The following is a 26166-nucleotide window of genomic DNA, read 5'->3' on the forward strand; positions in this document are numbered from 1 at the left end:
AAAAAAATAATATTCTTATGAAAAAAATGCTCTATAGCCTTTTTGGGGCTTTTTTAATTATGAGTTGCAATACTTCGCAAGAGACTGTTGCCACTCAAACAGAAACAACTGTAAAAACAGATAGTGTTAAACAAAACACCAACCATAAACCCAAACTAATTGTAGGAATTGTAGTAGACCAAATGCGCGCCGATTATATTTCCAGATTTTGGGAAAAATATGGCGAAAAAGGTTTTAAACGAATGATTAATAATGGATTTCATCTTAAAAATACCCATTTTAATTATGTGCCAACCTATACCGGTCCCGGGCACGCTTCTGTTTATACCGGCACCACGCCCCGCAACCACGGCATAATTGCCAACAATTGGTTTGATAAACAAATTGCAGAACGCGTGTATTGCGCCGGAGACAATTCCGTAAAGCCTGTTGGCACAAATTCTAAAGCTGGGAAAATGTCGCCTTCGCGTATGAAAACCACCACTTTTGGCGACCAAAACCGTTTGCATACGCAATTTCGCGGAAAAACTATTGGTATTGCTTTAAAAGACAGAGGCGCAATTTTGCCTTCGGGTCACACTGCCAATGCAGCTTATTGGTTTTATGGGGAAGATGAAGGGAACTTTATAAGCAGCAGTTTTTACCAAGAAGACTTACCAGAATGGGTACAAAGTTTTAATCAAAGTGGTAAAGCAGCATCTTATTTAAAAATATGGAACACGCTTTATCCTATAGAAAATTATACCGAAAGTGGAACCGATAAAAACTCCTACGAGTTTGGCTTTGACGGAAAAGAAGATGCAACTTTTCCGTACGATTTAGCAGGGTTAAAAGCAGAAAACGACAATTTTGATATTTTAAAAGCCACGCCTTACGGTAATAATCTTACAACAGACTTTGCCATAGCAGCCATAAAAGCTGAAAATTTGGGGAAAGACAACTTTACAGATGTGCTAACGCTTAGTTACTCCAGTACAGATTATGTTGGGCACAATTTCGGTGTAAACTCCAAAGAAGTACAAGATACTTATTTGCGTTTAGATCAAGATATTGCTCGTTTATTAGAGACCTTAGACCAAGAAGTAGGGAAAGGGAAATATACGGTATTTTTAACCGCAGATCACGGCGGGGTTAATGTTCCTAATTTCTTAAAAGACCATAAAATTCCTGCTGGTTATTTTAGCAATTCTACTTTACGGAAAGAACTCAATAAATTTTTAGGAAACAATTATGCTGCTACCAATTTGATTGCCAACGTTTCTAACAACCAAGTGTTTTTTGATTACAATGCGTTGGGAGAAAAAAATATTAAGGCTAAAGATTTGGAAGCAGAAATTGCTAATTTTTTGTTACAACAAGAAGGCATTTACCAAGTATACACGCGTAGCAATATGCAAAATGCAGGCTTTACGGAAAAAAGGGCTAAATTGATACAAAATGGTTTTAATCAAAAACGAAGTGGTGATGTTGTTTATGTGTTAGACCCGGCGCATGTTTCTTATCCGTCTAAAGGTTCTACCCACGGCAGCGCTTTAAATTATGATACGCACGTACCATTAATTTTTTACGGAAATGGCATTAAAAAAGGAAAAACTTACCGCGAATCACATATCACCGACATTGCGCCAACTATTTCTGCTTTATTAGAAATAGCTTTTCCTAACAATGCAACAGGAGATGTTTTATACGAGATATTAAAAACCACTGATTAAAATAATTTTTCCTTTATTTTTTTCCAGCGGTATTTTCTAATCCATTTGCCTTCCTTGGCTGTAACGAGGTAAGGCAATTTTTTTTTCTTGGCAAGTTTATATCCTTTTAAGTACTGAAAAAACAAGGCCGGTTTTTTCTTTAAAAAGCTTAATTTAAAAGCCGCAATGGCCGTAATTAAATATCCGTAGCGCAATTTATAAAAAGCTTCCCCTTGTTTAAATTTAGAAGATTTGTGGTAGGTTTTTCCGGTAGGTCTTAGGTGTTTTACTTTTAATTCTGATATGGTTTTAATTTCCCAGCCGTGATATTGTGCCAAAAGTTCGTCTACCGTGTCCCAACCCATAGAAGGTTTTAGACCGCCAATTTCTTGGAAGCATTTTTTACGGTAAGCTTTTAACGCCCCCCGAATATGGTCTTTGTTGGTTAAACTTTCTAAAACCCAATTTTTGTTTTGTTGTAGATAGCAAAAACCGCCGGCCATTCCTGTTTTGGTATTCTCTTCAAAAGCTTGTTTTAGTTTTTCTAAATAATTTTCCGGAAAAATTAAATCGGCATCAAATTTACAGATAACATCATAAGCTTCATCTAAGTATTTTAAACCATGCATAAAAGTTGCCACCACTTTTGCGCCGGGAATCCTGTTGGGCTCAGAGCCGCGTTTTATTGTATCTATAAAGGTATAATCTTGTGCGAATTTCTCGGCAATTTTTGCGGTATTATCGGTGGAATTATCGTCTACTACTAAAATTTTGGTAGGAAGAAAACTTTGCCGGGTTAATGAGGCTAAAGTTTTTGCTAAATGTTCTTCTTCGTTATAAGCCGGGATTATAATATAAAACCGCATTGGTTAGATTTTTCTTTCTGCGTAAACAATATAATATCTCGGCGTAAACCTGCGTAATATTGGCCTGATACCTATTTTATTTACGGGGTTGGTCCATTTTTCACTAGCTTTAATTTCCCAGCCTGCTTTTTCCAATAACCAATCGAACTGCCAATCTTCAAATTCGTGGAAATGCCGGTCCCATTTTTCTGTTTTGCTTCTGTAAGCCGAAGAAAACCATAATTTTAGAGGTACGCTTGCTATAAGTTTAGTAGCTTTTATTTCTTTTAAAATATTGAAAGGGGCTAACAAGTGCTCAAAAATTTCAAAAGCGGTTACTACTTCCGCAGTAGCGTGCTGCACAGAAGTAAAATCTACGTCCAGATCTTCGCCTTTTGTATTGTTTACTTGATAACCGGCATCTTTCATAATTTCCGTAAACGGATTTTTTACACCAAGGTCTAAGATTTTTTGTGGGGGCGGAGCTACTTTTTCTAAAAAAGCAAGCGTGTGTTTATAGCGTTTATTTGGATAATTGTTTTCGTACACGTATTAATATTGATAAAGCATCGCGTTAATATTCATACCTGCGCCTACGCTTGCAAGCAAAATTTTATCGCCGGGTTGTAGGTCTTGGTTTTTTAGTTGTTTTCTGCTTACCAAGTCTAAAAGTGTGGGCAAAGTGGCAACAGAACTGTTGCCCAATTCGGCTATACTCATAGGCATAATATGTTCCGGTGGCGCGCTGTCGTACAACTTATAAAAACGCTCGCAAATAGCCTCGTCCATTTTTTCGTTGGCTTGGTGTAAAAAGAGTTTTTTTACATCTTTTGCTTCAAAACCGGCTTTGTCTAAGCATTTTTTCATTGCTGCCGGTACTCTGGTTAGAGCAAAGTTGTAAATCTTTCTACCGTTCATTTTTATATAGCGGGTTTCTTCCTGCTTTTCTTTGTTATACGATTTCTCGAAAGTTAAATAATAGGCTTCATTTTTGCTGTAGGTTGCAGATTCGTGGCTTAAAATTCCGCCACTTGTGTCTTTGGTTTCTTCAATTATTGCTGCGCCGGCACCATCGCTAAAAATCATACTATCTCTGTCGTGCTTATCTATAACACGCGACAAAGTTTCTGCGCCAATAACCAAACATTTTTTGGCAATTCCTGCTTTTATAAAAGCATTGGCTTGGATAACTCCTTCTAACCAGCCGGGGCAACCAAAAACAACATCATAGGCAACGCAAGACGGATTTTCTATTTTTAAGTAATGTTTTACCCGGGAAGCCAAACTTGGTACCGCATCACTTTGGGTATTTTTGTGTCTTACATCGCCAAAGTTTTGGGCTACGATTACGTAATCTAAACTTTCTTTGTCTATTCCCGCATTTTCTATAGCTCTTTCTGCGGCAATACTGGCTAAATCAGACGCGGTAACTTTGTTATCTGCATAACGCCGTTCTTTAATACCGGTAATAGCCCTGAATTTTTTAATAATCGTTTCGTTGCTACCGGGTATGGCGCTACCATCAGGATTTTTAAATTCACTTTCTAAAAATGCTGTGTTTTTTACACTGTTTTCAGGAATACAACTTCCTATGCCGGTTATTTTTATTGCCATATTTGTTTTGATATTGTTACTAACAAAATAATAATAAATTCTTAAAACAAGCTAATAATTGACGGTTTATATAAAAAAACCGGCCTTAATTTACGTTTAAAACCGGTTTTGCTTATTTACATCTCGTCTGCGGTCATATATTCTTCTATAGGATCGCAAGTACACATTAAATTTCTATCGCCAAAAGCGTCGTCTACTCTGCGTACGGCCGGCCAAAATTTATTTTCGGCAACCCAAGGTAATGGAAATGCTGCTTCTTGTCTGCTGTAAGGCAAATCCCAATTATCTGCAGTTAGCATTTGCATGGTATGTGGTGCATTTTTTAGCAGATTGTTTTCTTGGTCTTCTATAGCATCAATTTCTTCCTTAATCGAATTTAAAGCATCGCAAAAACGATCTAATTCTGCTTTGCTTTCACTTTCTGTTGGTTCTATCATCATTGTTCCGGCAACGGGAAAAGAAACGGTAGGCGAGTGAAAACCATAATCTATAAGTCGTTTAGCAATGTCTCCTACTTCTACGCCTTTTACTTTAAAAGGCCGCAGGTCTAAAATCATCTCGTGAGCCGCTCTGCCACGTTCTCCGGAATATAAGGTTTTAAAGTTTTTGTCTAAACGCGCTTTTATGTAATTGGCATTTAAAATAGCGTGTTCTGTCGCGCTTTTCAAGCCTTTAGGCCCTAACATAGAAATGTATGCATACGAAATTAAACAAACCAAAGAAGAACCCCAAGGCGCGGCAGAAATAGCTTTAATTGCCTGCCCTCCGCCGGTTTTAATAAGCGGATTGGAAGGTAAATATGGTACTAAATCTTTTGCAACACAAATTGGTCCTACGCCAGGTCCGCCGCCTCCATGCGGAATAGCAAAGGTTTTATGCAGGTTTAAATGGCATACATCTGCGCCAATTCTACCAGGATTGGTTAAACCTACCTGCGCGTTTAAGTTGGCGCCATCCATATAGACTTTTCCGCCGTTGTTGTGCACAATTTTGGTTATATCTCTAATGGCAGATTCAAAAACCCCGTGTGTAGAAGGATAAGTTACCATTAACGCGGCCAAGTTATCTTTGTGTTTTTCTGCTTTTTCCCGAAGATCGTCTACGTCTATATTTCCTTTGTCGGTAGCTTTGGTTACTACCACTTTCATTCCTGCCATAACTGCACTTGCCGGATTGGTACCGTGTGCGGAAGAAGGAATCAAACAAATATTTCTATGACTTTCTCCGTTGGCTTCATGATAGGCTTTAATCGTCATTAAGCCGGCATATTCTCCCTGCGCACCGGAGTTAGGTTGTAAGGAAGTAGCGGCAAAACCTGTAATTTCGGTAAGTTGTTCTTCTAAACGTTTTAAAACAATTTGATAACCTTCTGCTTGTTCTATTGGTACAAACGGATGAATATTGCCCCATTGCGGATAACTTAACGGAAGCATTTCTGAAGCTGCGTTTAGTTTCATCGTACAAGAACCCAACGAAATCATCGAGTGGTTTAACGATAAATCTTTACGCTCTAGTTTTTTGATGTATCGCATCAATTCGGTTTCGGAATGGTAGCTGTTAAAAACCTCGTTGGTTAAAAACTCTGTATTTCTACTTACCGGAGTTTCTTCTAAAAGACCTTTCTCTAAATTCGAAATTTTAGAACTGGATTTTCCTGCCACGTGTGCAAAAACCGCCACAATATTGTTTAAATCTGTAAGCGAAGTTGCTTCGTTTAAAGCAATGGCTACGGTATTTTTATCCGGATAATAGAAATTTATCTCACTTGCTTCGGCTACAGCCTTTACTTTTTGAGCATCTGCTTTTATTTGCAGCGTATCAAAATAAAGTTTATTTACCTGTTCAAAACCTAAATTTTCTAAAGCTGTTGCTAACTCTACCGCAGAAGAGTGTACTTTATTTCCAATATATTCCAGTCCTTTCGGGCCGTGATAAACCGCATACATTCCTGCCATTACAGCCAGCAATACTTGTGCGGTACAAATATTAGAAGTTGCGCGGTCGCGTTTTATATGTTGTTCTCTGGTTTGCAAAGCCATCCGTAAAGCAAAGTCGCCATTTTTATCTTTAGAAACGCCAATTATCCTTCCGGGGATGTTACGCTTGTAAGTTTCTTTGGTAGCAAAGTAAGCAGCGTGTGGACCGCCATAGCCTAACGGAATCCCGAAGCGCTGGGTAGAACCAACAACAACATCTACTCCAAAATCTCCCGGAGCACGTAGTTTTACCAAGCTTAAAATATCTGCTGCAACTGCAACTTTTATGTTGTTAGCATTGGCTTTTTCTACAAAATCTTCATAATCGTAAATCTCTCCGGTTTTACCGGGATATTGTAATAAAGCACCAAAAAAACCTTCCGAAAAATCGAAATTCTCATGCGAGTCAAAAACCAATTCTATGCCAACAGATTCTGCGCGGGTTTTTAAAACTGCGATTGTTTGTGGCAAAACTTCTTCCGAAACAAAGAACTTATCGGCTTTACTTTTCTTTTTGCTACGTTCGCGGACGGCATAAAGCAAGCTCATTGCCTCGGCGGCTGCGGTAGCTTCATCTAATAAAGAAGCATTTGCCAGCTCCATTCCGGTTAAATCTACCACCATAGTCTGAAAATTAATCAAAGCCTCTAAACGGCCTTGTGCAATTTCTGCCTGATATGGCGTATAGGCAGTATACCAACCCGGGTTTTCAAAAACATTACGCTGTATTACCGCCGGCATTATAGCTTGATGATAACCCAAGCCAATGTAGGTTTTAAATAACTTGTTTTTGGAGGCAAGTTTAATAATGTGTTCTAAATATTCTTGCTCGCTTAAAGCGTCTGGAAGGTCAAGTTCTTTTTCCAGCTTTATACCGTCTGGTAAGGTCTCAAATATTAATTGATCTAAAGAATCTACTTCTATGGTCTCGAGCATTTCTGCAATGTTTTCTGGTCTCGGACCTATATGTCTTAGGGCAAAATTATCTGTGTTCATTTAGTTTTAAAAATTGCTGTGTTTGTGTGGTGCAAAAATACAATTTTAAAGTGAGAAAGAGGCTTGCGCCTGCGGCATTAATTTTTTAGGCTTGTGCTTTTTTTAACAAAAAAATCTCGTCGTATCTTTGTAGTGTGAAAATCTTTAAACAAGCATTCAATTTTTATATAGATAGTAGCATTCATGTGTCCTTGGCTATTTGTGCTTTGTTTATTATTAGTTTTTTACGATTTGATTTACCTATAGATATAGATTTATTATTTTTTGTTTTTTTTGCCAGCATTACCGCGTATAACTTTGTAAAATATGCCGGGATTGCAAAATTGCATCATCGCAGTTTGACCTCGCAATTAAAAGTTATTCAGGTCTTCTCGTTGGTATGTTTTTTAGTATTGCTGTATTTGATTTCTTTACAAAGTAGATTAACCTTGCTAATTTGCAGCATTCTGGCAGTCTTTACTTTTTTATACGCTGTACCTTTTTTACCGAATAAGAAAAATCTTCGAAATTTAAAAAGTTTAAAAATCTTTATCATTGCTTTTGTTTGGGCGGCAGTTGGTGCTTTTTTGCCTTGGCAAAATCTAGAAAGTTTACTGCAAGTTGAGGTGTTTTGGTTATTTGTGCAGTATTTTCTTTTTGTGGTGAGTATAACCTTGCCTTTTGAGCTAAGAGATTTACATTATGATAAACTTGCTTTGGGCACTATTCCGCAAAAAATTGGCGTTCCCAAAACGAAACGCTTAGGAATGGTTTTTTTAATATTGGTACTCCTAATACAATTTTTATTTTTTAAAGAAAATTGGCAGGTAGATTTAAGTTTGCTTTTTATCTGTTTGGTGGCAAGTTTGTTTCTAATTTTTTCTTCCGTAAAGCAAAAAAAATATTTTGCTTCATTTTGGGTAGAGGCACTGCCAATATTTTGGATTATTTTGCTGTATAGTCTTCTCTAAAGATGATTTTTAAAACTTCTTTAATTTTGTAATTATACTTTCTTTTAACCGAATAGTCTCTGCTTCTGTAAGACTTTGTAAATCTGCTTTTTGAATTAAAAAACCCAGTTTTTTGTTTCGCTTAGAGAAATTTCGGCATTTTTCACAGAAAGTTAAATGCATTTTTAATTTAAAACACTCTATCCATCCGGCTTCGCGATATTGGTGTTTTTGACAATATATTTTAGCTTTTTCGCACTTCAAAAATTGTATAATTTTATTTATAGAAACATTAATTTAACCACTTTTCTTCCAAGCAAGCTGCCAAGGCTGTGCGCGCACGATGAATGATTACCCACAAATTAGACGCAGTGATATTATGTTCATTACAAATTACTTTGGTTGGGCGATTGTCTATGGTTTTTTCCTTAAAGATTTTGGCGTGTTTTGGGTTTATCTCATCCAAACAAGTAAAAATTGCTTCGCGCAGCTCTGTATTTAGTATTTTGTCTTCTGCGTTACCGGTAGATTTTGCGGCCACTTGTTCTTCTAACCAATCTCCCTCCCGACCGCTTTGATTATAGTTTATTTTTACTTCGGCTTTTCCTTTTTTAGAATTAATTTTGCGGTAATAATCTATAATTTTTCGTTTTAAAATAGCTACCAGCCAAGTGCGTTCTGTAGCATTACCTTTAAAATTTCTTTTGGCCTTAAGACCGGCCAAAAAAGTTTCGGAAATCAAATCTTTGGCAATATCTCTGTTATTAACCCTACCTATAGCATAGTTAAAGAGGTAGTCAGAATATTTGTCTACCCATTTATTTGGATTAATTTTGTAAGCTTTGCTAGACATAAGTTTTTGTATGTTCTAAAATTACAAAAAATAAAACCTTAGTCTAGGTGGTAATTGTGAAAATAAGCATAAAATGAAGAAGCTATTGGTAATTGGCTATGTATGGCCGGAGCCCGCGTCTTCTGCGGCGGGAAGCAGAATGATGCAGCTCTTAAAGATTTTTTTGAATAAAAATTGGAAAATTTGGTATGCCAGCCCGGCAGCAAACAGTTTATATGCCGAAAAATTGGAAAACCTTTCTATACAAAGCGTTAAAATAAAAACTAACGATTCTAGCTTTACGGATTTTCTTAAAGAAATTAAACCCAATGTTGTTATGTTTGATCGTTTTATGATGGAAGAACAATTTGGCTGGCGTGTAGCAGAAAACTGTCCAAAAGCACTACGAATTTTAGACACAGAAGATTTGCATTTTTTTAGAAAAGCTCGGTACGAAGCTTTTAAACAAAATAGAAATTTAAAAAAATCTGATCTGCATAGCGACGAAGCGCGTCGCGAAATTGCCAGTATTTTACGTTGTGATCTTTCGCTTATTATTTCGGAAGCAGAAAAAGATTTGCTTTTAAAGAAGTTTGGCATTAACCCGGCTTTGTTGTTATACCTTCCCTTTTTACTTCCTAAATTAGAACAGGCAAGCTTAGAGGCTTATCCCAATTTTAACGAGCGTAAGAATTTTATGTTTATCGGTAATTTTTTGCACCAACCCAATTGGGACGCAGTTTTGTTTCTCAAACAAAATATTTGGCCGCTTATTCGGCAGCAATTACCGCAAGCCGAGTTGCATATTTACGGAGCTTACACCAGAAAAAAAGTCAAGCAACTGCATAATACGCAAGAAAATTTTTTGGTGCAAGGTCGCGCAGAAAATGCCGGAAAAACTATGCAAAATGCCAAAGTACTTTTGGCGCCATTACGTTTTGGCGCGGGTATTAAAGGCAAGTTTATAGAAGCTATGCAAAATGGTACGCCAAGCGTTACAACTACTATTGGCGCAGAAGGTATTGGCGGCCCACACCCGTGGAATGGCGAAATTGCCAACACAGATCAAGAAGTTGCCAGTGCTGCCGTGCGCTTATATACCAACCAAAAAAGATGGGAAAAAGCACAACAGTATGGTTTAAAAATTATTAATAATCGTTTTCAAAAAGATTTGTTTACAGATGCGTTTATTGAAGAATTAGAAAACCTGCAAAAAAGTCTGACTACGCATCGTGCCAATAATTTTATGGGTTCTATGTTAATGCACCACAGCTTAAAAAGCACCAAATATATGGCGCTTTGGATAGAGGCAAAAAACAAATTAAAAGCTTTAGAAAAAGAATAATGGCAGGAATTTATATACATATCCCGTTTTGTAAGCAAGCTTGTCATTACTGCGATTTTCATTTTTCTACCAGTTTAAAGAAAAAAATACCACTCATAAATGCTTTACGGAAGGAACTCGGCTTGCGTAAAAACGAATTGCAAGAAAGCATAGAAACCATCTATTTTGGCGGTGGAACCCCGAGTTTGCTTAGCGCGGAAGAAATTAAACTTTTGCTGGATAGCGTAGCAGAAAACTACACTATAGCTCCCAATCCCGAAATTACCCTAGAAGCCAATCCCGATGATCTTTCCGAAGAAGTTTTAGAAAAACTAGCACAAACCAACATAAACAGATTAAGCATTGGCGTGCAATCTTTTTTTGAAAGAGATTTACAATTAATGAATCGTGCGCACAATGCAAAAGAAGCAACCAAATGCATAGAGTTAGCAAATAAATACTTTGATAATGTTTCTATAGATCTCATTTACGGTATTCCGGGTTTAAACAACAAACAATGGCAAGAAAATTTGGATACCGCTTTAGCTTTAAATGTACCACATATTTCCAGCTATGCGTTAACGGTAGAACCCAATACGGCTTTAAAAATTTTTATAGAAAAAGGTAAAGTAAAACCAATTGATGAAGACCAAGCCAAAGAACAATTTGATATTTTAGTGGAAACCTTAACTGCAAACGGCTTTATAAATTACGAGTTTTCTAATTTTGGAAAACCAGGTTTTTTCTCGCAAAACAACACCGCTTATTGGCTGGGAAAACCGTATTTGGGCATCGGGCCTTCTGCACACAGTTTTAATAAAAACACCCGTAGTTGGAATGTTGCTAATAACACCAAATATATTAAAGCAATAGAGCAAGACGCTTTACCCGCGCAAAAAGAAGTGCTTTCTATAACAGATTCTTATAACGAATATATAATGACGCGTTTAAGAACAATGTGGGGAATTTCTAAAAAAGAGATTAAAAGAGAGTTTGGTCTTATCTATCTAGAGCATTTTGAAAGAGAAGCAAAGCAATTTTTTGAAAAAGGAATGCTTCAAAAACAGGAAGAAAAAATAACCATCGCTCCAAAAGCAAAATTCTTGAGCGATGGTATTGCTGCCGATTTGTTTTATTTAGATTAATCTAAAATTTTAGCTACTTCCTCGTTTACAAATTCTAAAAAAGCTTCGTCTTTTTCCGTAAAGGGATTTACAGAATGCGAGTCGATATCTATCTGACCAATATTTTCGCCATCTACAAATAACGGAATCACAATTTCTGCTTTTACATTAATGCTGCATGCAATATAATTATCTTGGGCTTTTACATCGGGTACTACAAAGTTTGCATTAGATTCTGCAACCTGTCCGCAAATACCTTTTCCGTACGGAATTATAGTGTGATCTGTTGGCTCGCCGGCAAAGGCGCGTAATTTAAGCTCATTTTTATTGTCGTTTTTAAAATAAAAACCAACCCAATCGTAATAATCTACTTGTTTTTGCAGCAAATCACATACCTCGTTTAGGCGTTCGTCTACAGACAAACTTTTTTCTTGAAGCAAACTGGTAAGCTTCGGTTTTAACTCGTTTAAATTCATAGCAATTTTTTTTCAAAAGTATTTAATAAATCGCTTATTTTAAAGTTGTATTTCTATAAATTTGATTTTTTAAAAGAAAGTATTTTTGCAGGAAATTTTTAGAAAAAATAAAGCGGTAATAAAGTTTTTGGTCTTGTTTTTTGGCAGCTATTTGTTGTTGGCTTTTTTATATGATTTTTATTTAGAATACGGTCAATCTGCCGTTTATTACCCAGATTATGTAACGCATTTGGTAAGTTTACAAAGCGAAAAAGTGGTAGAGTTATTTGGGTATACTTCGCGGGTTTTACCGCATCCCAACGAAGCTTCTATGAAATTATATGTAAACGACACCTATTTGGCCCGAATAGTAGAGGGTTGCAATGCCATTAGTGTCTTAATACTTTTTGTAGCGTTTATTATAGCCTTCCACTCAAAGTGGAAACCTACTATTTTATATGCTTTGGCGGGTTGTGTACTTTTATATGCGTTTAATATTTTGCGCATTGCTTTACTGAGTATTGGTTTGTATGAATATCCAGAATCTAAAGATTTACTACACGATATTTTATTTCCGGCGGTTATTTATGGCTCGGTTTTTATTTTATGGGTAATTTGGGTGCGTTGGGTTACTGCTTCAAAACCTAAAAAAAATGCATAAATTTTTAAAAATAGCTCTAATAGGTTTGCTGTTTGTTTGTTTGGCGGGTATTCGTTTTTTTGAGAGTAGTTTGTTTTACGACCCTTTAATTGCTTTTTATAAAGATAATTATTTGCAAATGGCGCCACCAAAATTAGAAGTTGGTCGTCTCTTGCTTTCTACCGGTTTACGTTTCTTACTTAACAGTTTTGTGTCTTTGGTTATTTTGTATATTGCTTTTCAGCAGAAAAATGTGCTTAAAATAAGCGGAATTATCTATTTGTTAGTGCTCGTAATATTACTGCCGGTTTTTTATTATTTGTTGATAAATATGCAGCCCGATAATTATTTTACGTTGTTTTATGTGCGTAGATTTTTGATACAGCCGGTTTTAATATTGGTATTATTGCCAGCTTTTTATTACCAAGAGTATATAAAAAAAACCGACTAATGCCGGTTTTTTGTGTAATCTTAAAAATGTAAAATTTAGAACTCTTTTATTCTTTTCTTTCTACACCTTCTCCGCTTTTGTTTAAATCTTTAAACTTTTCGAATTGTGCAGGATTTAAAACTTTTTTGGTGTTGCGAATTAATTCGCCTTCAAACTTTTGTTTTTTCTGGAAATACGTTTTGTTTTTTTCGGCGCCAGCCAAATTACGGTCATAATTTAAATTGTACGCGTAAAAATAACGAACCATTAGGTCTTTTTGCTCTGTAGTTAATTCTAATTGTACACCCAAATCACTCACTTGGTCGCGAGTTTCTTGCATAATTTCTTTCTCGCTGGTATTTTGTGCAAAACCTGCATTGGCAAATACCAAGCTTGCAAAAACGAATGTAAAAAGGGTAATTATTTTTTTCATTTTGGTCTAAGTTTTAGTTTAATTTTGCCTTAAATGTACTATTTTTTTTCGAAATAACAGAAAGCTTTTTATTTTTCGGTAGGTCTAAGCTTTTCGGAATTAAAAATACATCCTGTCTTTTTTGTCCAATAACATTCTAACATAAAAATATTTGCATAAATTATTTAGCTTTTTGTTACGATAAATAATTGCTTTAGTGTTACACTTTCGTGAAGTTTACTCATACTTAATTAAATAAAGTGCGTTTAGAAAACATTTCCGTAAAGCCATTATTAATATAAGGAAGTGGCATAAATTGTTTGGTAGCAAAACTTTGGTGCATAATATTTTTCTAAGAAAGTCCGGTTCCAAAACTGTTTTTTGAATATAAATAACGGATCTTCTACCATAAACTGCGGAATAAAATGATACCATTTAATACCACGAAGTTGTAAAAAACGTTTTGCTTCTTTTTGCAATCCCAATTCTTTGCAAGCTATGCTAAGCGCGTGGCGTTGGCATTTTGATGAGGTATAATTGTTGGCAATTTTTGGTTTAAAACCATAAAGATACAGTTGATCTTTTATGCGTTTATAGTTTTGAAACCGCGACCAACTATCCATAAAAACCAAAAAAATATGCAGAAAGGCAAATAAAAAGCAAGACCACCAAAAGCCAATCCAAAACACAGAGTTTTGCATTTCTGCTTGTTGCAATTGCCCCCAATAAATTAAAGACTCTGCTATAAAAAGTCCTTGTGAGACAAGCAGCCATTTACTTACGTGCAAATAAGACGCAAATAAAGATGGTTGTTTTGGCAGCATTTCCGGTTTCATCTTTCTAAGATAAAGAAATAATCTTGAAATTTTAGGGATTAGGAAATTGGACTTTAGGAAATTAAATACCCGTTAAATTAAAAAGCTTGCCCGATAAGCAGATTTATCAGGCAAGCAGGGTGAAATTTTTTCTTATTTAAAACTACATTTTCTCTACAAACAAACCTTCGTCTGTTTTATTTACGTTGGCGAGCTCGTGGTTGCGCAGACCTTTTAGGGCTTTGTCCCATTTTTTGTTGCTCAGACCACTTTTAGCTTTTAAATCGTTTAATTCTTGTGGCGATTCTTTTTTCAGTAACTCAAAAACCACTTTTTCTTCCTCTTTCAAATCGATTTTTTTAGCTTCCGGTTTCATTTGAGGAAAGAACAAAACTTCTTGAATAGAAGGATTGTTGGTCAAAAACATAATTAGCCTGTCCATTCCAATTCCCAAACCAGAAGTTGGCGGCATACCGTATTCTAAAGCACGCAAGAAATCTTGGTCAATATGTCCGGTTGCTTCTTCGTCTCCTTTTTTAGCAAGCTTTAACTGATCTTCAAAACGAGCGCGTTGCTCAATTGGGTCGTTAAGCTCAGAATAAGCATTGGCAATTTCTTTTCCGCAAACCATCAATTCAAAACGCTCTGTCAACTCCGGGTTGTCGCGGTGTTCTTTGGTAAGCGGACTCATTTCTTTTGGATAATCTGTAATAAAAGTTGGCTGAATAAAATTAGGTTCGCATTTTTCGCCAAAAATCTCATCAATCAATTTGCCTTTTCCCATAGTATCGTCAATCTCGATATCCATATTTTTGGCGGCTTCCCGTATTTCTTCTTCGGTTTTACCGGTAATATCAAAATTGGTAAATTGCTTAATCGCGTCTGTCATTGTTACTCTGGCATACGGTGCTTTAAAGTCTATTTCGTGTTCTTTAAAAGTAGCTTTTGTGGTTCCGTTTACGGCAATGGCGCAATGCTCCAAAAGATTTTCCGTAAAGTTCATCATCCAATTATAATCTTTATAGGCCACATAAATTTCCATAGCGGTAAACTCCGGATTGTGCGTGCGGTCCATACCTTCGTTACGGAAGTTTTTAGAAAACTCATAAACGCCATCAAAACCACCAACTATAAGTCGTTTTAAATATAACTCATTGGCAATACGCAAATAAAGCGGAATATCTAAAGCGTTGTGGTGTGTTACAAAAGGCTTTGCCGCCGCCCCGCCCGGAATTGATTGTAAAATTGGAGTTTCTACCTCAAAATAACCCTGACTGTTAAAAAACTCGCGCATTGCTGTAAACAAACGCGATCTTTTTATGAAAATTTCTTTTACGTGCGGATTTACAGCCAAATCTGCATAACGTTGGCGGTAACGCGTTTCCGGATCTATAAATTTATCAAACTCTTTTCCTTCTTTATCTTTTTTAGGAATAGGCAAAGGTTTTAAAGCTTTACTCAACAAGCTAAAGTTTTTTACCATAATGGTTTTTTCGCCCACCTTGGTGGTAAAAAGCTCGCCTTCTATCCCGATAAAATCGCCTATATCTAACAATTTTTTATACACATCGTTGTAGAGGGTTTTATCTTCGCCGGGACAAATTTCGTCGCGGTTAAAATAAACCTGAATGCGGCCATCAGAGTCCTGCAATTCTGCAAACGAAGCTTTACCTTGTATTCTTCTAGACATTAGCCTTCCTGCAACTACCACCTTTTTACCCTCTTCAAAATCCTGTTTTATGGTTTTAGAAGTTTTGTTAACCGGATATAAATCTGCCGGATACGGATTGATGCCCATTTTTTTTAAGGAAGCTAATTTTTCCCTGCGTACAAGTTCTTGCTCAGATAATTGCATAACGTTTATTTAATTTGAATCCGCAAAGGTAATTACAAAGTTTTTAGCAATCAAAAAAGCTTGCAAAAGCTTTTTAAATAATCTAGAATTAGGATGATTTTAGTTATTTTTACCAGAATAAAGGCAATTTTATGAAAAACACTCTACTCCTTTTGGCTTTTTTAAGCACTATCGGCACTTTTGCTCAAGTAAATGCAAACGATGCTAATCTTTTGGTTTGCGAAGAAGACACAGATGGTTATGCTACTTTTGACTTAACCCAAGCAAATACCGCTATTTTAAACGGGCAATCGCCCGCAGATTTAGAGGTGAGTTATTATTCAACAGAGGTAGATGCAGAAAGTGCCACTAACCCTCTAATGCCCACCTACTCAAATGTTATTCCCTTTACGGAAACACTTTATACGCGCGTAGAAAACATAGGGACTGGAAATTTTGCTACTGGTTTATTGGTTTTGGAAGTTGGCGAAGCTTTTCAAATCTTGCAAGACATTCCGGATAATGTTGCCTGCGATCAAGACGACGAACCTATGGATGGAATTACGCAATTTAATTTAACCACTGCCGAAAGTCTAATTCTTGGAGATTTGAATCCTGCCAATCACTCGTTTCATTATTACTTAACGGAAGACGATGCCGAAAACGCTATAAACGAAATTACAGACCCTGAGAACTTCACAAATATTTACAATCCGATAACTATTTTTGTGATGGTTAAAAATGAATCCGGTTGTACAGCAATGAGTAGTTTTGAATTGTACCCAAGCGGTTGCTGGGAAGATTATGATAACGATTTGGTAAGCGGCGCGGACGAAGATGTAAATAATAACGGAAACTTAAACGATGACGATACAGACGGCGATGGCCTAAAAAACTATATGGATAACGACGATGATGGCGATGGTATTTTAACTGCCGATGAAGATTATAACGGCAATGGCGACCCAACAGACGATGATACAGATAATAGTGACGTAGCAGATTATTTGGAAGAAAATGTAGCACTTGCTACAACGTCTTACACAAAAAATCAATTTTCGGTTTACCCGAATCCTGCCAAAGAAGCTTTTTTTATTGAATTTACTAAAGCAGAAAAAAGCAGAAGCCTACAAATTTTCACCTTTGCAGGGAAGATGATAAAAGAGATTTCCTTTGAAAATTCCGTAAAGAAACAAAGAATTTCTATTACAGATTTCCCGGCCGGCATCTATTTTCTTAGATTAAACACTGCAGAAAACACAGGAGTTAGAAAGCTAATTGTACGATAAGGTAGTTCCAATTACTGAAATAAGGTAAAGCTTTGCTGATTAAATTTATCACAATAAAAATAAAAGTCTAGTTTTTCAATTAAGGAAGCTAGACTTTTTGCTTGCGCAAAATTGTAGTTTTATCAACCAAAAAAATAAATAATTGTACATTCGCAATCAAAAAAAGAATGGATTTTTGGCGCGTACTCCTCGCAATATTGTTTCCGCCTTTGAGCGTAATAGACAAAGGTTGTGGTTCTATCTTAATCGTACTTATTTTAACGCTTTTGGGCTGGATTCCCGGCGTTATTGCTGCCTTAATTATTTTAAACCGTCCGCCACATGCAAAATAAAGCTATCTATTTTCAAGATTTAGGGAGAGAAGACTATAAAACCGTTTGGCAATTGCAAGAAAAATATTTTGATGGCATTCTATTGCAGAAAAAAGAAAACCGGCAACTTAGCAAACAGGGTTTACAACCAAATTTAACTAAAAATCAATTAATTTTTGTAGAACATCCGCACGTTTATACTTTAGGTAAAAATGGCGATGAAGCGAATTTACTTTTATCAAAAAAACAATTAGCTGCCAAAAAAGCGAGTTTTTACAAAATAAATAGAGGAGGCGATATTACTTACCACGGTCCCGGACAAATTGTAGGTTATCCCGTTTTAGATTTAGAAAACTTCTTTACAGATATTCATAAATATTTACGTTTACTGGAAGAAATGGTAATTCTAACCTTGGCAGAATATGGCATAAAAGGCGAGCGCAGCAAAGGCGAAACCGGTGTTTGGTTAGACGTGGGAACACCGGCAGCCAGAAAAATTTGTGCTTTGGGCGTTCGTGCCAGCAGATGGGTAACTATGCACGGGTTTGCGTTTAATGTAAATGCAGATTTATCTTATTTTGATAATATTGTTCCCTGCGGAATAAAAGATAAAGCGGTTACTTCTTTACATACAGAATTGCGTGAAAAAGAAGTTAATATACAGGAAGTTAAGCAGAAGTTGTTAAAGCATTTTGTAAGTTTGTTTGAAGCCAGATTTATACAACAAAATGAAAACAAAAAAAATTCACTTTAAAAATAGAAACGGACAAGAATTAACCGCCTATTTAGATTTACCTATAGACAGAAAAACAACAAATTTCGTGCTTTTTGCACACTGCTTTACCTGTACCAAAAATTTAACTTCTGTAAGAAACATTAGCAAAACCCTAAGCAACCAGGGTTATGGAGTTTTTAGTTTTGATTTTACTGGATTGGGCCAAAGCGAAGGCGATTTTAGCGAAACCAACTTCTCTGGAAATGTAGAAGATTTGATAGACGCAGCAAACTTTTTGGAAAAAGAACACCAAGCTCCCAGTTTGTTGGTAGGGCATTCTTTAGGAGGCGCGGCCGTTTTATTAGCAGCAAAAACCATAAAAAGCATTAAGGCGGTTGCCACAATTGCGGCACCAAGCAATCCAGATCATGTAAAAAAACTTTTGCAAAACGATATTCAAGAGATAGAAAAAAATGGTTTTGCTACAGTAAAACTTGCCGGCAGACCTTTTACCATCAAAAAAGAATTTTTGGATGATATAGAAAAGCAGCAGGTAGAAAGCAACTTAAAAGACCTGAAAATAGCGTATCTAAATCTACATTCGCCACAAGATACATTAGTAGGCATAAGCAATGCAGAGAGTTTGTATAAAAATGCACATCATCCTAAAAGTTTCATCAGTCTAGACGGGGCAGACCATTTACTTTCCAACAAAAAAGATGCGATTTATGTTGGCGAAAGTATTGCGGCCTGGGCAAAACGTTATTTAGAATTTCCTGAAGACGAAAAATTAGAAACCAAAGAAGATGCGGTGGCCTCTTTGCATGCAGATAACGGTTTTACTACCAATATGCGCGCCGGCGACCATCCGTTAACCGCAGACGAACCAATAAAAGTTGGTGGTAATAATTTTGGTCCCAATCCGTTTGAACTTGTTTCTGCCGGACTTTCGGCTTGTACTGTTATGACTCTGCAAATGTATGCGCGTCATAAAAAATGGGATTTACAAAAGGTAGAAACGCACACCAGCCATCACCAAGAAAAAGAAGAAACCGAGGTAGATGGTAAAAAGAAAATTGTAAAGCACGACATTTTTAAGCGTAAAATCATGATGGAAGGAGATTTAGACGAAAAGCAACGCCAACGCCTTATAGAAATTGCCAACAAATGTCCGGTGCACAATACCTTAGCTAAAAAAGCAAAGATAGATACGGTGGCGGTGGAGTAGAAAAAAGTTTCGTTTGCAGAATTGTGCTCATTTGTGGAAGCAATTTTATTTTTTAAGTATTATTTTTTTCTGTGCTTTTCTAAAATACTATTTAATAGTTTAAGAGAATAGTAGCGTTCGTTTTTTAAAAGTGTTTGAAAAAAGTGGTTTCAACTCTTTAATTAATCCTTTATTTATCACAATAAATCGAATCAGATTCAAATTCGCCATAATTCATATTGGCTGAAATTTGCGAACCTTACCAATTTTTGGTATTTTTAGGTGTAAATTCAAAAGTTATGAGCAAAAACACATCAGTATCACTCGGAAATTATTTTGACCAATTTGTGAGTAGTCAAGTTTCTGCTGGTCGATATAAAAACGTCAGCGAAGTTATAAGAGCTGGACTTAGATTATTAGAAAATGAGGAAAGTAAAGTTATTGCCTTGAGAAACGCCATTGATCAAGGCTTAAACAGTCCTATTGTCGAGGATTTTGACTTTGATGAAAATCTGAAAAAATTAAAAGCGGAAAGAAGAAAAAATGGCTAAAGTTGTATTAAGACAGGAAGCCATTGATGATTTAAATAATATTTGGTTTTATACTTTCGAGACTTGGTCTGAAACTCAAGCTGATAAATATTACGCAACGATAAATATGGCCTGTAATGGAATTGCTAATAACCCAAGTGTAGGAAAAGAATATGATGGGATAAGCAAAAATCTTTTAGGAGTCAAATCTGAAAAGCATATAATTTTCTATCAAATAATTAATTCCGAAAGAATTGAAATTATTAGAATTTTACACGAAAGAATGGATTTGAAAAATAGAATAGGCGAATAAAATAACTACACCCAATAATATTTATAAATAGTAAAGAAATTCTTCTCATAGCTTTACGGAATAATTTAGCTTTTTGAACCTCTATTATTAAATAGACCAATAATTTAAAGACTGATTTCTTGATTATTTAATTTTCAGTAACTTTTTTAAAAAAACTTTTACTGTATTTCATACATCAGCACGCTATTATCTTCGCCTTTTACCACAAACTCCAGATTGCCGCGGTTGTCTATATTGCCCATACTTATTTTTGAGTTTCCGTAAACCGGAAAGCCGGGAAGCAAGTTTGCTTTCGTGTCAAAAACATACACCTTAGAAGTCTGCAAATCTGTTATAGAAATGTAGGTGTTTTTGCTAATTTCGTGCAGTTGTGGTTCGGTGTAGAGACCAAAGTCCAATTCGGCTTTAGCCTTATTTATTTTTAAAGTGTTTTCAGAAAAACTCACTTTTGTATTTTGGTTAGCCAAAAAGTTATGGTTTTCGGTTAAACCGAATTTTTCTTTGCTTATTTTTCCTGCTTGGTCTACTTGTATCAAATCGCCGCCGGCGGTTGTAGAGGTGAATTTCCTGTTGTTTAAAAACCATTCGTTTTCAGAAAAATCTATTTTCTGGTCTACTTTAATTCTGGTATCGCCGGTTCTGTTTAAAATATGCAACTTTCCGTTTTCTAACGGAAAAACAATATAATCTTTACTGCCAATACGTATGTGTTTTGGTGCTTGCGTAATTGGGGCGGCGGCTTTTTCAAAAGTAAAACCTTTTACACGGCTTGCTTCTTTGTTTAGCATATAAAGCCTGTTGTTTTGGGTAACTACAAAACGGTATTTGCTGTTGTTGGCATAATCAAAAATAGAAAGCGGTTGCGTAATTGGATCGTTAAACGGAACCGGAAATGGTTTTACCCGCGTACCATTAACCGCGTAAATATGAAATTTGTTCTGCGTAGTAAATACAAATTGAATGCGTCCATTGTTGTAGATGTCTATTTCTTTTACCGGGCCGTTTATTCTGCTTTCCAACTCTTTTTTCCAACGTAAGTTGCCGTCAAAATCATAAACATACAGCACGTTTTCTTCGTCTTGTATTACAATGTTTTTTTCTTTGTTGCGCCAGTTTTCTAATAAATAAGGATGCGAACTTAAATCATTTGGGAGTTTTATGCTTTTTACCTGCAGTACTTTTTCTGGAGCTTTACCGGCTTCTGCTTTTTCTAAAATAGCGTTTACGTGCGCAAAATTTGTATCGTAAACCAACTGCAATACGCTAAGATCGTAGTTAGAAAAATCTAATTGTTGATAAGCTTTCTTTTTTTCTGAAGCTACACTTGTTGCAATAACGTCTTTTAGGTTATTATTAATTCCCATAAAAAGCATGGAAGATTCATCGGTTAGCTTATCGGCAACATTTTTATAATAAGCTTGTTGGCCTAACAAAGTGCCATTTTGGTAATTGGCAATAATATTTTCTATCGTTTCTATTTCTTCCGCAAAGACAAAAAACTCGTCTATTTGTGTATAATATTTTATGTTTTTGGTATGAATTAACGGATTAAATGCCTGCTGAATATTAGTATCTGTATATTCTAAAATTGTTTTTCCGCGAAAGCTGGAAGCTGTATTTTGATGAGCTAATAGACTTTCTTTGGTAATATCCTGATCTAAAGACCGTAAAACCACAGCGTTTTTATTTGGCCGAAAAATAATACCTACTTCTACAATACTATTAAAAAGAGCTTCATTTTGTACAGGGTTTACTTTTGCTTGCCGGTATTGCGCAAAGTTTTGCTGCAGTTTCTCAAAATTATTGTATCCAAAAGCAAAAAAACCAGAAGCGTTTAAAGGTGTAATATCTGCGGTTTGCAAATTTTGGGTTTTAATGCCTTTAAAAACATCAATAAGTCTGGTATCTGTGCCGGCACTTTTGGTTACCCCGTAAAGTTTAATTCCGTCAGCTTGTATTTCTAAGTCCAAAGCAGACCAATCTGAAAAATCTGTAATAAATTGGGTAGATTTATTAGGGCTAAAATTTTCAAGTATTTCTTGTGCGTTTTTATTGGCTAAAAATACAGTAGCTTTTCCCGAAGAAGAGGCAGTATAAATTTCTTGCAAAGCCTCTGGTGGTGGCAATTTATTGTTGTAAACGCGTATTATGTTTTCTAAAGTAAGTTTAGAATTGCTGTAAACAAATATCTGGTCTAATTGCGTGCTAAAGGTTTGTTTGTCTTCTAAAGTATATTTTTTTATCTGGTAATTATCGTAGGTAAAAGTTTCTACTTTTTTATTTTGTACAGAATCTGTTTCTATTAAGTTGGGTTGCGTTTTGGTAATAAGTGTAACTGCAACATCTTTTCTGCCAACTTTAGTAAAACAAAGCAGACTTTCTTCTTCTAATTGTAAGTTTTCAAAAGGTAAAAAGCTTTCGCGGAAGTTTTTAAATACCGGAATATTTTTATTTTGTTGTATAAAGGAATTTTCGGTAACCGCTTTACGGAATTCAGAAATATTATTGGTCTTTAAAATAACCGCGGTATTGGGCGGTACAAAATTAAGTAAAGCCGTTGGGGCAGAAGTGTCTTCTTGGCAAGAAATTAAAAAGCCTATAAATAAAAGTGTCCAAAGTTTTTTCATAATCAAAAATCTGTTGCTGCTGCTTTTTACTTTAAACAATAACAAAGTTATAAATAGAACAACCTAAAACTTTAACGCAAATTGTTCTGGTAGCAATTTAAAACTTGTACGATGGTATTTTGTTACGCCGTATTTTCTAATTGCATTTCTATGTTCTCGTGTGGGGTAACCTTTGTTTTGTTTCCAATTATACATCGGGTATTCTTCGTGAATCTTTACCATAAAAGCATCGCGATAAGTTTTTGCCAAAACAGAAGCTGCCGCAATATTTAGAAATCTGGCATCGCCTTTTACCAAACACGCATACGGAATGTTTTTATACGGTTTAAACCGGTTGCCGTCTACTGCAATATGTTCTGGTACGGGTTCTAATTGCTCTATAGAACGGTGCATTCCTAAAATAGAAGCATTTAAAATGTTTATTTTGTCTATTTCGTCCATCATTACGTGACTAACGCCAAAACATACCGCTTCCTTTTCTATTAGAGATTTTAAGCTTGTGCGGTCTTTTTCTGTAAGCTGCTTAGAGTCGTTAAGCAATTTATGTTTAAAAGAATCTTTTAGTATAACGGCAGCAGCAGTTACCGGACCTGCAAGACAGCCTCTTCCGGCTTCGTCTGTACCGCATTCAAGATAATTTATATTATATTTTAATTGTAACATTGGCGCAAAGATAAAACATTTTCTTGGCCGTATAAAGTTCATAAACAATCAAAAGCGCATTCCGTAAAAAATCATACTTTTGCTGCAGGTTATTAAAAAAATGAGAAAACTACACTTTATACTTTTTTTTATTATTTGTCCGCTAAGCGTATTTGCTCAGGTAGAATTGCGTAGAGATGGGAGCACACGTAGTACAAACCGCGATCAGTTAAAAACCAAAACGGTAATAGATAACAGAGAAAAACCCCCAATAGAAGATTATAAAATAATATCTGTAAAAAACGATACCACACATGTAGATACTAGCTTAACTATTTATAAGCAGTATAAATTTAATTATTTACGGAAAGATAATTTTGAATTATTGGCTTTTTCTAATATTGGCCAAACCTATAATAAATTGGCCTATGACTTTACGGAAAACAATTTGGTGCCCGACATTGGTGCGCGCGCAAAACACTATCCGTATTACGAAGTAGACGATATTTATTATTACCACGTACCAACCCCGTTAACCGAGTTGTATTTTAAAACCACTTTTGAGCAAGGGCAAAACACAGACGCATTTTTCACCTCAAATTTGAGTCCGCGTTTTAATTTCTCTATCGCTTACCGCGGATTGCGTAGTTTAGGAAAATACCAACATATACTCGCCAGTCAAGGAAGCTTTAGATTTGCTGCCAGTTACCGTACTAAAAATAACAGGTATCATTTAAAAACGCATTTTGTTTCGCAAGATTTAAACAATCAAGAAAATGGTGGTTTGTCTGCCTTAGCTAATAGTCAATACCAATCTGGAAATCCTGAGTTTGAGGATAGAAGTTTGTTGGAGGTAAATTATGAAAACGCAGAAAATATGTTGTATACAAAGCGTTTTTTCTTGCAGCAGCACTACAAGATTTTAAAGGGGAATGATTCTACGCAAAATAATCAATTCCGCATTGCCCATAGGTTTAACTTTACGGATAAGGAATACCGTTTCAGCCAAAGTGCGCCATTCGAGCAATACGGTCCTTCTTACAAGAGTACGAATCTTCGCGATGAAACCGAGTATCAAAAAATCTCCAATACGCTAAAAGCACAATTTCAAAATAATACTTTAGGGCATTTAGCTTTTAAATTAAAGCATACCAATTATAATTATGGTTACCACAGAAAATTGGTGCTCGACGCCCAAGGAGCAAGTAGCAATCCTATAATAATCCCGAACCGGTTAACTGGAGATATAGTGGCAATAGGAGGAAGCTACAAAAACTCTATTGGGGGCTTTGCTTTAGAAGGAGATGCAATGCTTAATATTATAGGAGACTATGATGGGCATTATCTAAATGCCAAAGCAGGTTACACTTTAGACGAAAACAATAGAGCAGATGCGCAGCTTCAAAGTAACTCGCGCGCGCCAAACTTTAATTTTGAATTATACCAGAGTGATTATATCAATTACAATTGGAAAAATAATTTCGATAATATCGAAACCCAAAAACTCCAATTTAATTTGCAATCTAAAAAAATTGCCGAGTTTCAGGCAGATTTGACGCGTCTGGACAATTTTACTTATTTCGGTCTAAAAGAAAATGATTTGGGTACGCAAGCGGCAGATAGTTTGGTAGTGCCAAAACAATATGAAGATGCAGTAAGTTATTTAAAGCTGAAAGTAAAACGAAAATTTAGTTATGGGCGGTTTTCGTTAGACAATACGTTAATGTATCAAAATGTTTTCAACGGAGCGCAAGTATTAAAGGTGCCTGATTTTGTTACCAGAAATTCTCTGTATTACGAAGACTATTGGTTTCAAAAAGCTTTGTATTTACAGACGGGTTTTATTTTTAAATACTTTACAGATTTTGAATCTGATGCCTATGATCCTGTTTTAGGAGAATTTTTTGTGCAAAATGAAAAAACATTAGATGGTTTTTACACATTAGATTTATTTTTTAACGCAAAAATAAAGCAAACCAGAATCTTTTTTAAGCTAGAAAACTTTCCTACCATATTTGCCGGTAATAGCAATTATGCGGCACCTTCGCAACCTTATAGAGACTTTGTTATTCGTTTTGGTTTAGTTTGGAATTTCTTTTTGTAAGTTTAAATTGCTGAAAACCAATCCGTAAATAATTATTTTAAATTTATTTCAAAAAAGGTTTGTTTAGGAAAGAAAAAGGGTTGTATATTTGCACCCGCTTTCGGGCATATTAGTTCATTAAAAGGATGATGTTTTTGGGATTTTCAGGGAAGAAAATTTTTTTCTAAAAAATAAAATAAAAAGCTTGTTATATTAAAAATAAGTTTTACATTTGCACCCGCAAAACGCGCTAAGAAGTTCAGAATAAAAAAGCCGGGATTGGCAAGCATTTTTAAAGAAGTGTTTTATAGGGTTCGACTCCTTTGTTTTTAACGAGATAAAGACTTTTTAAAGAAAAAGTTTTTTTTTGAGAAGTTCATTGATATATTGACAGAAATTGAATTAAGGCTAAATAGCATATTTTGAGTCTTGTTTTTAGAGATAGAAACACGATAAATTCCGATAAGGATGTTTTTAGGTATTGTAAAATATTTAAGAAACAACGATGAAGAGTTTGATCCTGGCTCAGGAT

The 26166-nt window shown here is 35.6% G+C and carries 25 protein-coding genes; 13 read left to right on the forward strand and 12 right to left on the reverse strand.

The features are described from left to right. Positions 1 to 17 precede the first annotated feature (17 nt). A complete protein-coding gene (gene pafA / locus FKR84_RS12040) occupies positions 18 to 1712 on the forward strand; it encodes an alkaline phosphatase PafA (protein WP_141422568.1) in 1695 nt (564 codons plus the stop codon). Here the strand turns inward: pafA and FKR84_RS12045 are convergent. The 4 genes from FKR84_RS12045 to gcvP form a co-directional block, all read right to left on the reverse strand. Beyond that, positions 1709 to 2557, reverse strand: coding sequence for a glycosyltransferase family 2 protein (locus FKR84_RS12045; protein WP_141422569.1), 849 nt, complete (start codon positions 2555 to 2557; stop codon positions 1709 to 1711). The genes pafA and FKR84_RS12045 overlap by 4 nt on opposite strands. A gap of 3 nt (positions 2558 to 2560) precedes the next feature. Further along, positions 2561 to 3085 carry a class I SAM-dependent methyltransferase gene (locus tag FKR84_RS12050; protein WP_141422570.1) on the reverse strand — a complete coding sequence of 175 codons (525 nt, stop codon included), beginning with the start codon at positions 3083 to 3085 and terminating at the stop codon, positions 2561 to 2563. Between the two features lie 3 nt (positions 3086 to 3088). Continuing rightward, positions 3089 to 4150 (reverse strand): 3-oxoacyl-ACP synthase III family protein, encoded by a 1062-nt coding sequence (locus FKR84_RS12055; protein WP_141422571.1) that lies wholly within the window; start codon positions 4148 to 4150, stop codon positions 3089 to 3091. 116 nt (positions 4151 to 4266) lie between these two features. Next, on the reverse strand, positions 4267 to 7122 hold the full coding sequence (gene gcvP / locus FKR84_RS12060; protein ID WP_141422572.1) for an aminomethyl-transferring glycine dehydrogenase: 2856 nt from the start codon (positions 7120 to 7122) through the stop codon (positions 4267 to 4269). Between the two features lie 134 nt (positions 7123 to 7256). Between gcvP and FKR84_RS12065 the strand changes: the two genes are divergently transcribed. Then, positions 7257 to 8072, forward strand: a complete 816-nt coding sequence (locus FKR84_RS12065; RefSeq protein ID WP_141422573.1) for a UbiA prenyltransferase family protein — start codon at positions 7257 to 7259, stop codon at positions 8070 to 8072. A gap of 271 nt (positions 8073 to 8343) precedes the next feature. Here FKR84_RS12065 and FKR84_RS12075 read toward each other — a convergent pair whose 3' ends face one another. Next, positions 8344 to 8904, reverse strand: a complete 561-nt coding sequence (locus FKR84_RS12075; RefSeq protein ID WP_141422575.1) for a sigma-70 family RNA polymerase sigma factor — start codon at positions 8902 to 8904, stop codon at positions 8344 to 8346. Positions 8905 to 8977: 73 nt separating this feature from the next. Between FKR84_RS12075 and FKR84_RS12080 the strand changes: the two genes are divergently transcribed. Together FKR84_RS12080 and hemW are read left to right on the forward strand one after the other, a co-directional pair. Next, positions 8978 to 10228, forward strand: a complete 1251-nt coding sequence (locus FKR84_RS12080) for a glycosyltransferase (RefSeq protein ID WP_141422576.1) — start codon at positions 8978 to 8980, stop codon at positions 10226 to 10228. After that, on the forward strand, positions 10228 to 11352 hold the full coding sequence (gene hemW / locus FKR84_RS12085) for a radical SAM family heme chaperone HemW (protein WP_141422577.1): 1125 nt from the start codon (positions 10228 to 10230) through the stop codon (positions 11350 to 11352). The genes FKR84_RS12080 and hemW overlap by 1 nt, the downstream gene beginning before the upstream one ends. Here the strand turns inward: hemW and FKR84_RS12090 are convergent. Next, on the reverse strand, positions 11349 to 11807 hold the full coding sequence (locus FKR84_RS12090) for a GAF domain-containing protein (protein ID WP_141422578.1): 459 nt from the start codon (positions 11805 to 11807) through the stop codon (positions 11349 to 11351). The two genes, hemW and FKR84_RS12090, sit on opposite strands and share 4 nt — an antisense overlap. 85 nt (positions 11808 to 11892) lie before the next feature. Between FKR84_RS12090 and xrtF the strand changes: the two genes are divergently transcribed. Then, entirely contained in the window at positions 11893 to 12447 is a 555-nt protein-coding gene (gene xrtF / locus FKR84_RS12095) for an exosortase family protein XrtF (RefSeq protein ID WP_141422579.1), read from the forward strand. Further along, entirely contained in the window at positions 12440 to 12877 is a 438-nt protein-coding gene (locus FKR84_RS12100) for an exosortase F system-associated membrane protein (RefSeq protein WP_141422580.1), read from the forward strand. The genes xrtF and FKR84_RS12100 overlap by 8 nt, the downstream gene beginning before the upstream one ends. Before the next feature lie 46 nt (positions 12878 to 12923). Here the strand turns inward: FKR84_RS12100 and FKR84_RS12105 are convergent, their stop codons facing one another. The 3 genes from FKR84_RS12105 to lysS form a co-directional block, all read right to left on the reverse strand. Then, entirely contained in the window at positions 12924 to 13289 is a 366-nt protein-coding gene (locus tag FKR84_RS12105) for a hypothetical protein (RefSeq protein ID WP_141422581.1), read from the reverse strand. A gap of 272 nt (positions 13290 to 13561) precedes the next feature. Further along, on the reverse strand, positions 13562 to 14104 hold the full coding sequence (locus tag FKR84_RS12110) for a hypothetical protein (RefSeq protein WP_141422582.1): 543 nt from the start codon (positions 14102 to 14104) through the stop codon (positions 13562 to 13564). Between the two features lie 142 nt (positions 14105 to 14246). Beyond that, entirely contained in the window at positions 14247 to 15938 is a 1692-nt protein-coding gene (gene lysS / locus FKR84_RS12115; protein ID WP_141422583.1) for a lysine--tRNA ligase, read from the reverse strand. Positions 15939 to 16069: 131 nt separating this feature from the next. On the opposite strand from lysS, the gene FKR84_RS12120 reads away from it, so the two are divergent. The 6 genes from FKR84_RS12120 (at position 16070) to FKR84_RS12145 (ending at position 20282) form a co-directional block, all read left to right on the forward strand. Beyond that, positions 16070 to 17206, forward strand: coding sequence for a T9SS type A sorting domain-containing protein (locus FKR84_RS12120; protein ID WP_141422584.1), 1137 nt, complete (start codon positions 16070 to 16072; stop codon positions 17204 to 17206). A 167-nt stretch (positions 17207 to 17373) separates the two neighbouring features. After that, on the forward strand, positions 17374 to 17538 hold the full coding sequence (locus tag FKR84_RS12125; RefSeq protein WP_141422585.1) for a YqaE/Pmp3 family membrane protein: 165 nt from the start codon (positions 17374 to 17376) through the stop codon (positions 17536 to 17538). Continuing rightward, a complete protein-coding gene (gene lipB / locus FKR84_RS12130) occupies positions 17528 to 18271 on the forward strand; it encodes a lipoyl(octanoyl) transferase LipB (RefSeq protein ID WP_141422586.1) in 744 nt (247 codons plus the stop codon). The genes FKR84_RS12125 and lipB overlap by 11 nt, the downstream gene beginning before the upstream one ends. Next, complete coding sequence (locus tag FKR84_RS12135; protein ID WP_141422587.1) at positions 18246 to 19460, forward strand: bifunctional alpha/beta hydrolase/OsmC family protein; 1215 nt, start codon at positions 18246 to 18248, stop codon at positions 19458 to 19460. The genes lipB and FKR84_RS12135 overlap by 26 nt, the downstream gene beginning before the upstream one ends. Positions 19461 to 19738: 278 nt before the next feature. Then, positions 19739 to 19990: a type II toxin-antitoxin system ParD family antitoxin gene (locus FKR84_RS12140; protein WP_141422588.1), complete on the forward strand. Its 252-nt coding sequence runs from the start codon at positions 19739 to 19741 to the stop codon at positions 19988 to 19990. Beyond that, a complete protein-coding gene (locus FKR84_RS12145) occupies positions 19983 to 20282 on the forward strand; it encodes a type II toxin-antitoxin system RelE/ParE family toxin (RefSeq protein ID WP_141422589.1) in 300 nt (99 codons plus the stop codon). The genes FKR84_RS12140 and FKR84_RS12145 overlap by 8 nt, the downstream gene beginning before the upstream one ends. 158 nt (positions 20283 to 20440) lie before the next feature. On the opposite strand, the gene FKR84_RS12150 is transcribed toward FKR84_RS12145, so the two are convergent. Together FKR84_RS12150 and FKR84_RS12155 are read right to left on the reverse strand one after the other, a co-directional pair. Continuing rightward, on the reverse strand, positions 20441 to 22909 hold the full coding sequence (locus FKR84_RS12150; RefSeq protein WP_141422590.1) for a hypothetical protein: 2469 nt from the start codon (positions 22907 to 22909) through the stop codon (positions 20441 to 20443). A 63-nt stretch (positions 22910 to 22972) separates the two neighbouring features. Next, a complete protein-coding gene (locus FKR84_RS12155) occupies positions 22973 to 23572 on the reverse strand; it encodes a ribonuclease HII (protein WP_141422591.1) in 600 nt (199 codons plus the stop codon). A gap of 100 nt (positions 23573 to 23672) precedes the next feature. Between FKR84_RS12155 and FKR84_RS12160 the strand changes: the two genes are divergently transcribed. Beyond that, positions 23673 to 25655: a putative porin gene (locus FKR84_RS12160; protein WP_141422592.1), complete on the forward strand. Its 1983-nt coding sequence runs from the start codon at positions 23673 to 23675 to the stop codon at positions 25653 to 25655. Between the two features lie 308 nt (positions 25656 to 25963). Here FKR84_RS12160 and FKR84_RS13415 read toward each other — a convergent pair. Then, on the reverse strand, positions 25964 to 26166 hold a 203-nt coding region (locus tag FKR84_RS13415; RefSeq protein ID WP_233357763.1), incomplete at its 5' end, for a hypothetical protein.

The organism is Haloflavibacter putidus (assembly GCF_006546625.1).
GTDB lineage: Bacteria > Bacteroidota > Bacteroidia > Flavobacteriales > Flavobacteriaceae > Mesonia > Mesonia putida.

Coding starts and splice junctions, on each gene's coding strand:
- pafA (WP_141422568.1), top strand. CDS start 18: ATGAAAAAAATGCTCTATAGCCTTTTTGGGGCTTTTTTAATTATGAGT.
- FKR84_RS12045 (WP_141422569.1), bottom strand. CDS start 2,557: ATGCGGTTTTATATTATAATCCCGGCTTATAACGAAGAAGAACATTTA.
- FKR84_RS12055 (WP_141422571.1), bottom strand. CDS start 4,150: ATGGCAATAAAAATAACCGGCATAGGAAGTTGTATTCCTGAAAACAGT.
- gcvP (WP_141422572.1), bottom strand. CDS start 7,122: ATGAACACAGATAATTTTGCCCTAAGACATATAGGTCCGAGACCAGAA.
- FKR84_RS12075 (WP_141422575.1), bottom strand. CDS start 8,904: ATGTCTAGCAAAGCTTACAAAATTAATCCAAATAAATGGGTAGACAAA.
- FKR84_RS12080 (WP_141422576.1), top strand. CDS start 8,978: ATGAAGAAGCTATTGGTAATTGGCTATGTATGGCCGGAGCCCGCGTCT.
- hemW (WP_141422577.1), top strand. CDS start 10,228: ATGGCAGGAATTTATATACATATCCCGTTTTGTAAGCAAGCTTGTCAT.
- FKR84_RS12090 (WP_141422578.1), bottom strand. CDS start 11,807: ATGAATTTAAACGAGTTAAAACCGAAGCTTACCAGTTTGCTTCAAGAA.
- FKR84_RS12100 (WP_141422580.1), top strand. CDS start 12,440: ATGCATAAATTTTTAAAAATAGCTCTAATAGGTTTGCTGTTTGTTTGT.
- FKR84_RS12105 (WP_141422581.1), bottom strand. CDS start 13,289: ATGAAAAAAATAATTACCCTTTTTACATTCGTTTTTGCAAGCTTGGTA.
- FKR84_RS12110 (WP_141422582.1), bottom strand. CDS start 14,104: ATGAAACCGGAAATGCTGCCAAAACAACCATCTTTATTTGCGTCTTAT.
- lysS (WP_141422583.1), bottom strand. CDS start 15,938: ATGCAATTATCTGAGCAAGAACTTGTACGCAGGGAAAAATTAGCTTCC.
- FKR84_RS12120 (WP_141422584.1), top strand. CDS start 16,070: ATGAAAAACACTCTACTCCTTTTGGCTTTTTTAAGCACTATCGGCACT.
- FKR84_RS12125 (WP_141422585.1), top strand. CDS start 17,374: ATGGATTTTTGGCGCGTACTCCTCGCAATATTGTTTCCGCCTTTGAGC.
- lipB (WP_141422586.1), top strand. CDS start 17,528: ATGCAAAATAAAGCTATCTATTTTCAAGATTTAGGGAGAGAAGACTAT.
- FKR84_RS12135 (WP_141422587.1), top strand. CDS start 18,246: ATGAAAACAAAAAAAATTCACTTTAAAAATAGAAACGGACAAGAATTA.
- FKR84_RS12140 (WP_141422588.1), top strand. CDS start 19,739: ATGAGCAAAAACACATCAGTATCACTCGGAAATTATTTTGACCAATTT.
- FKR84_RS12145 (WP_141422589.1), top strand. CDS start 19,983: ATGGCTAAAGTTGTATTAAGACAGGAAGCCATTGATGATTTAAATAAT.
- FKR84_RS12150 (WP_141422590.1), bottom strand. CDS start 22,909: ATGAAAAAACTTTGGACACTTTTATTTATAGGCTTTTTAATTTCTTGC.
- FKR84_RS12155 (WP_141422591.1), bottom strand. CDS start 23,572: ATGTTACAATTAAAATATAATATAAATTATCTTGAATGCGGTACAGAC.
- FKR84_RS12160 (WP_141422592.1), top strand. CDS start 23,673: ATGAGAAAACTACACTTTATACTTTTTTTTATTATTTGTCCGCTAAGC.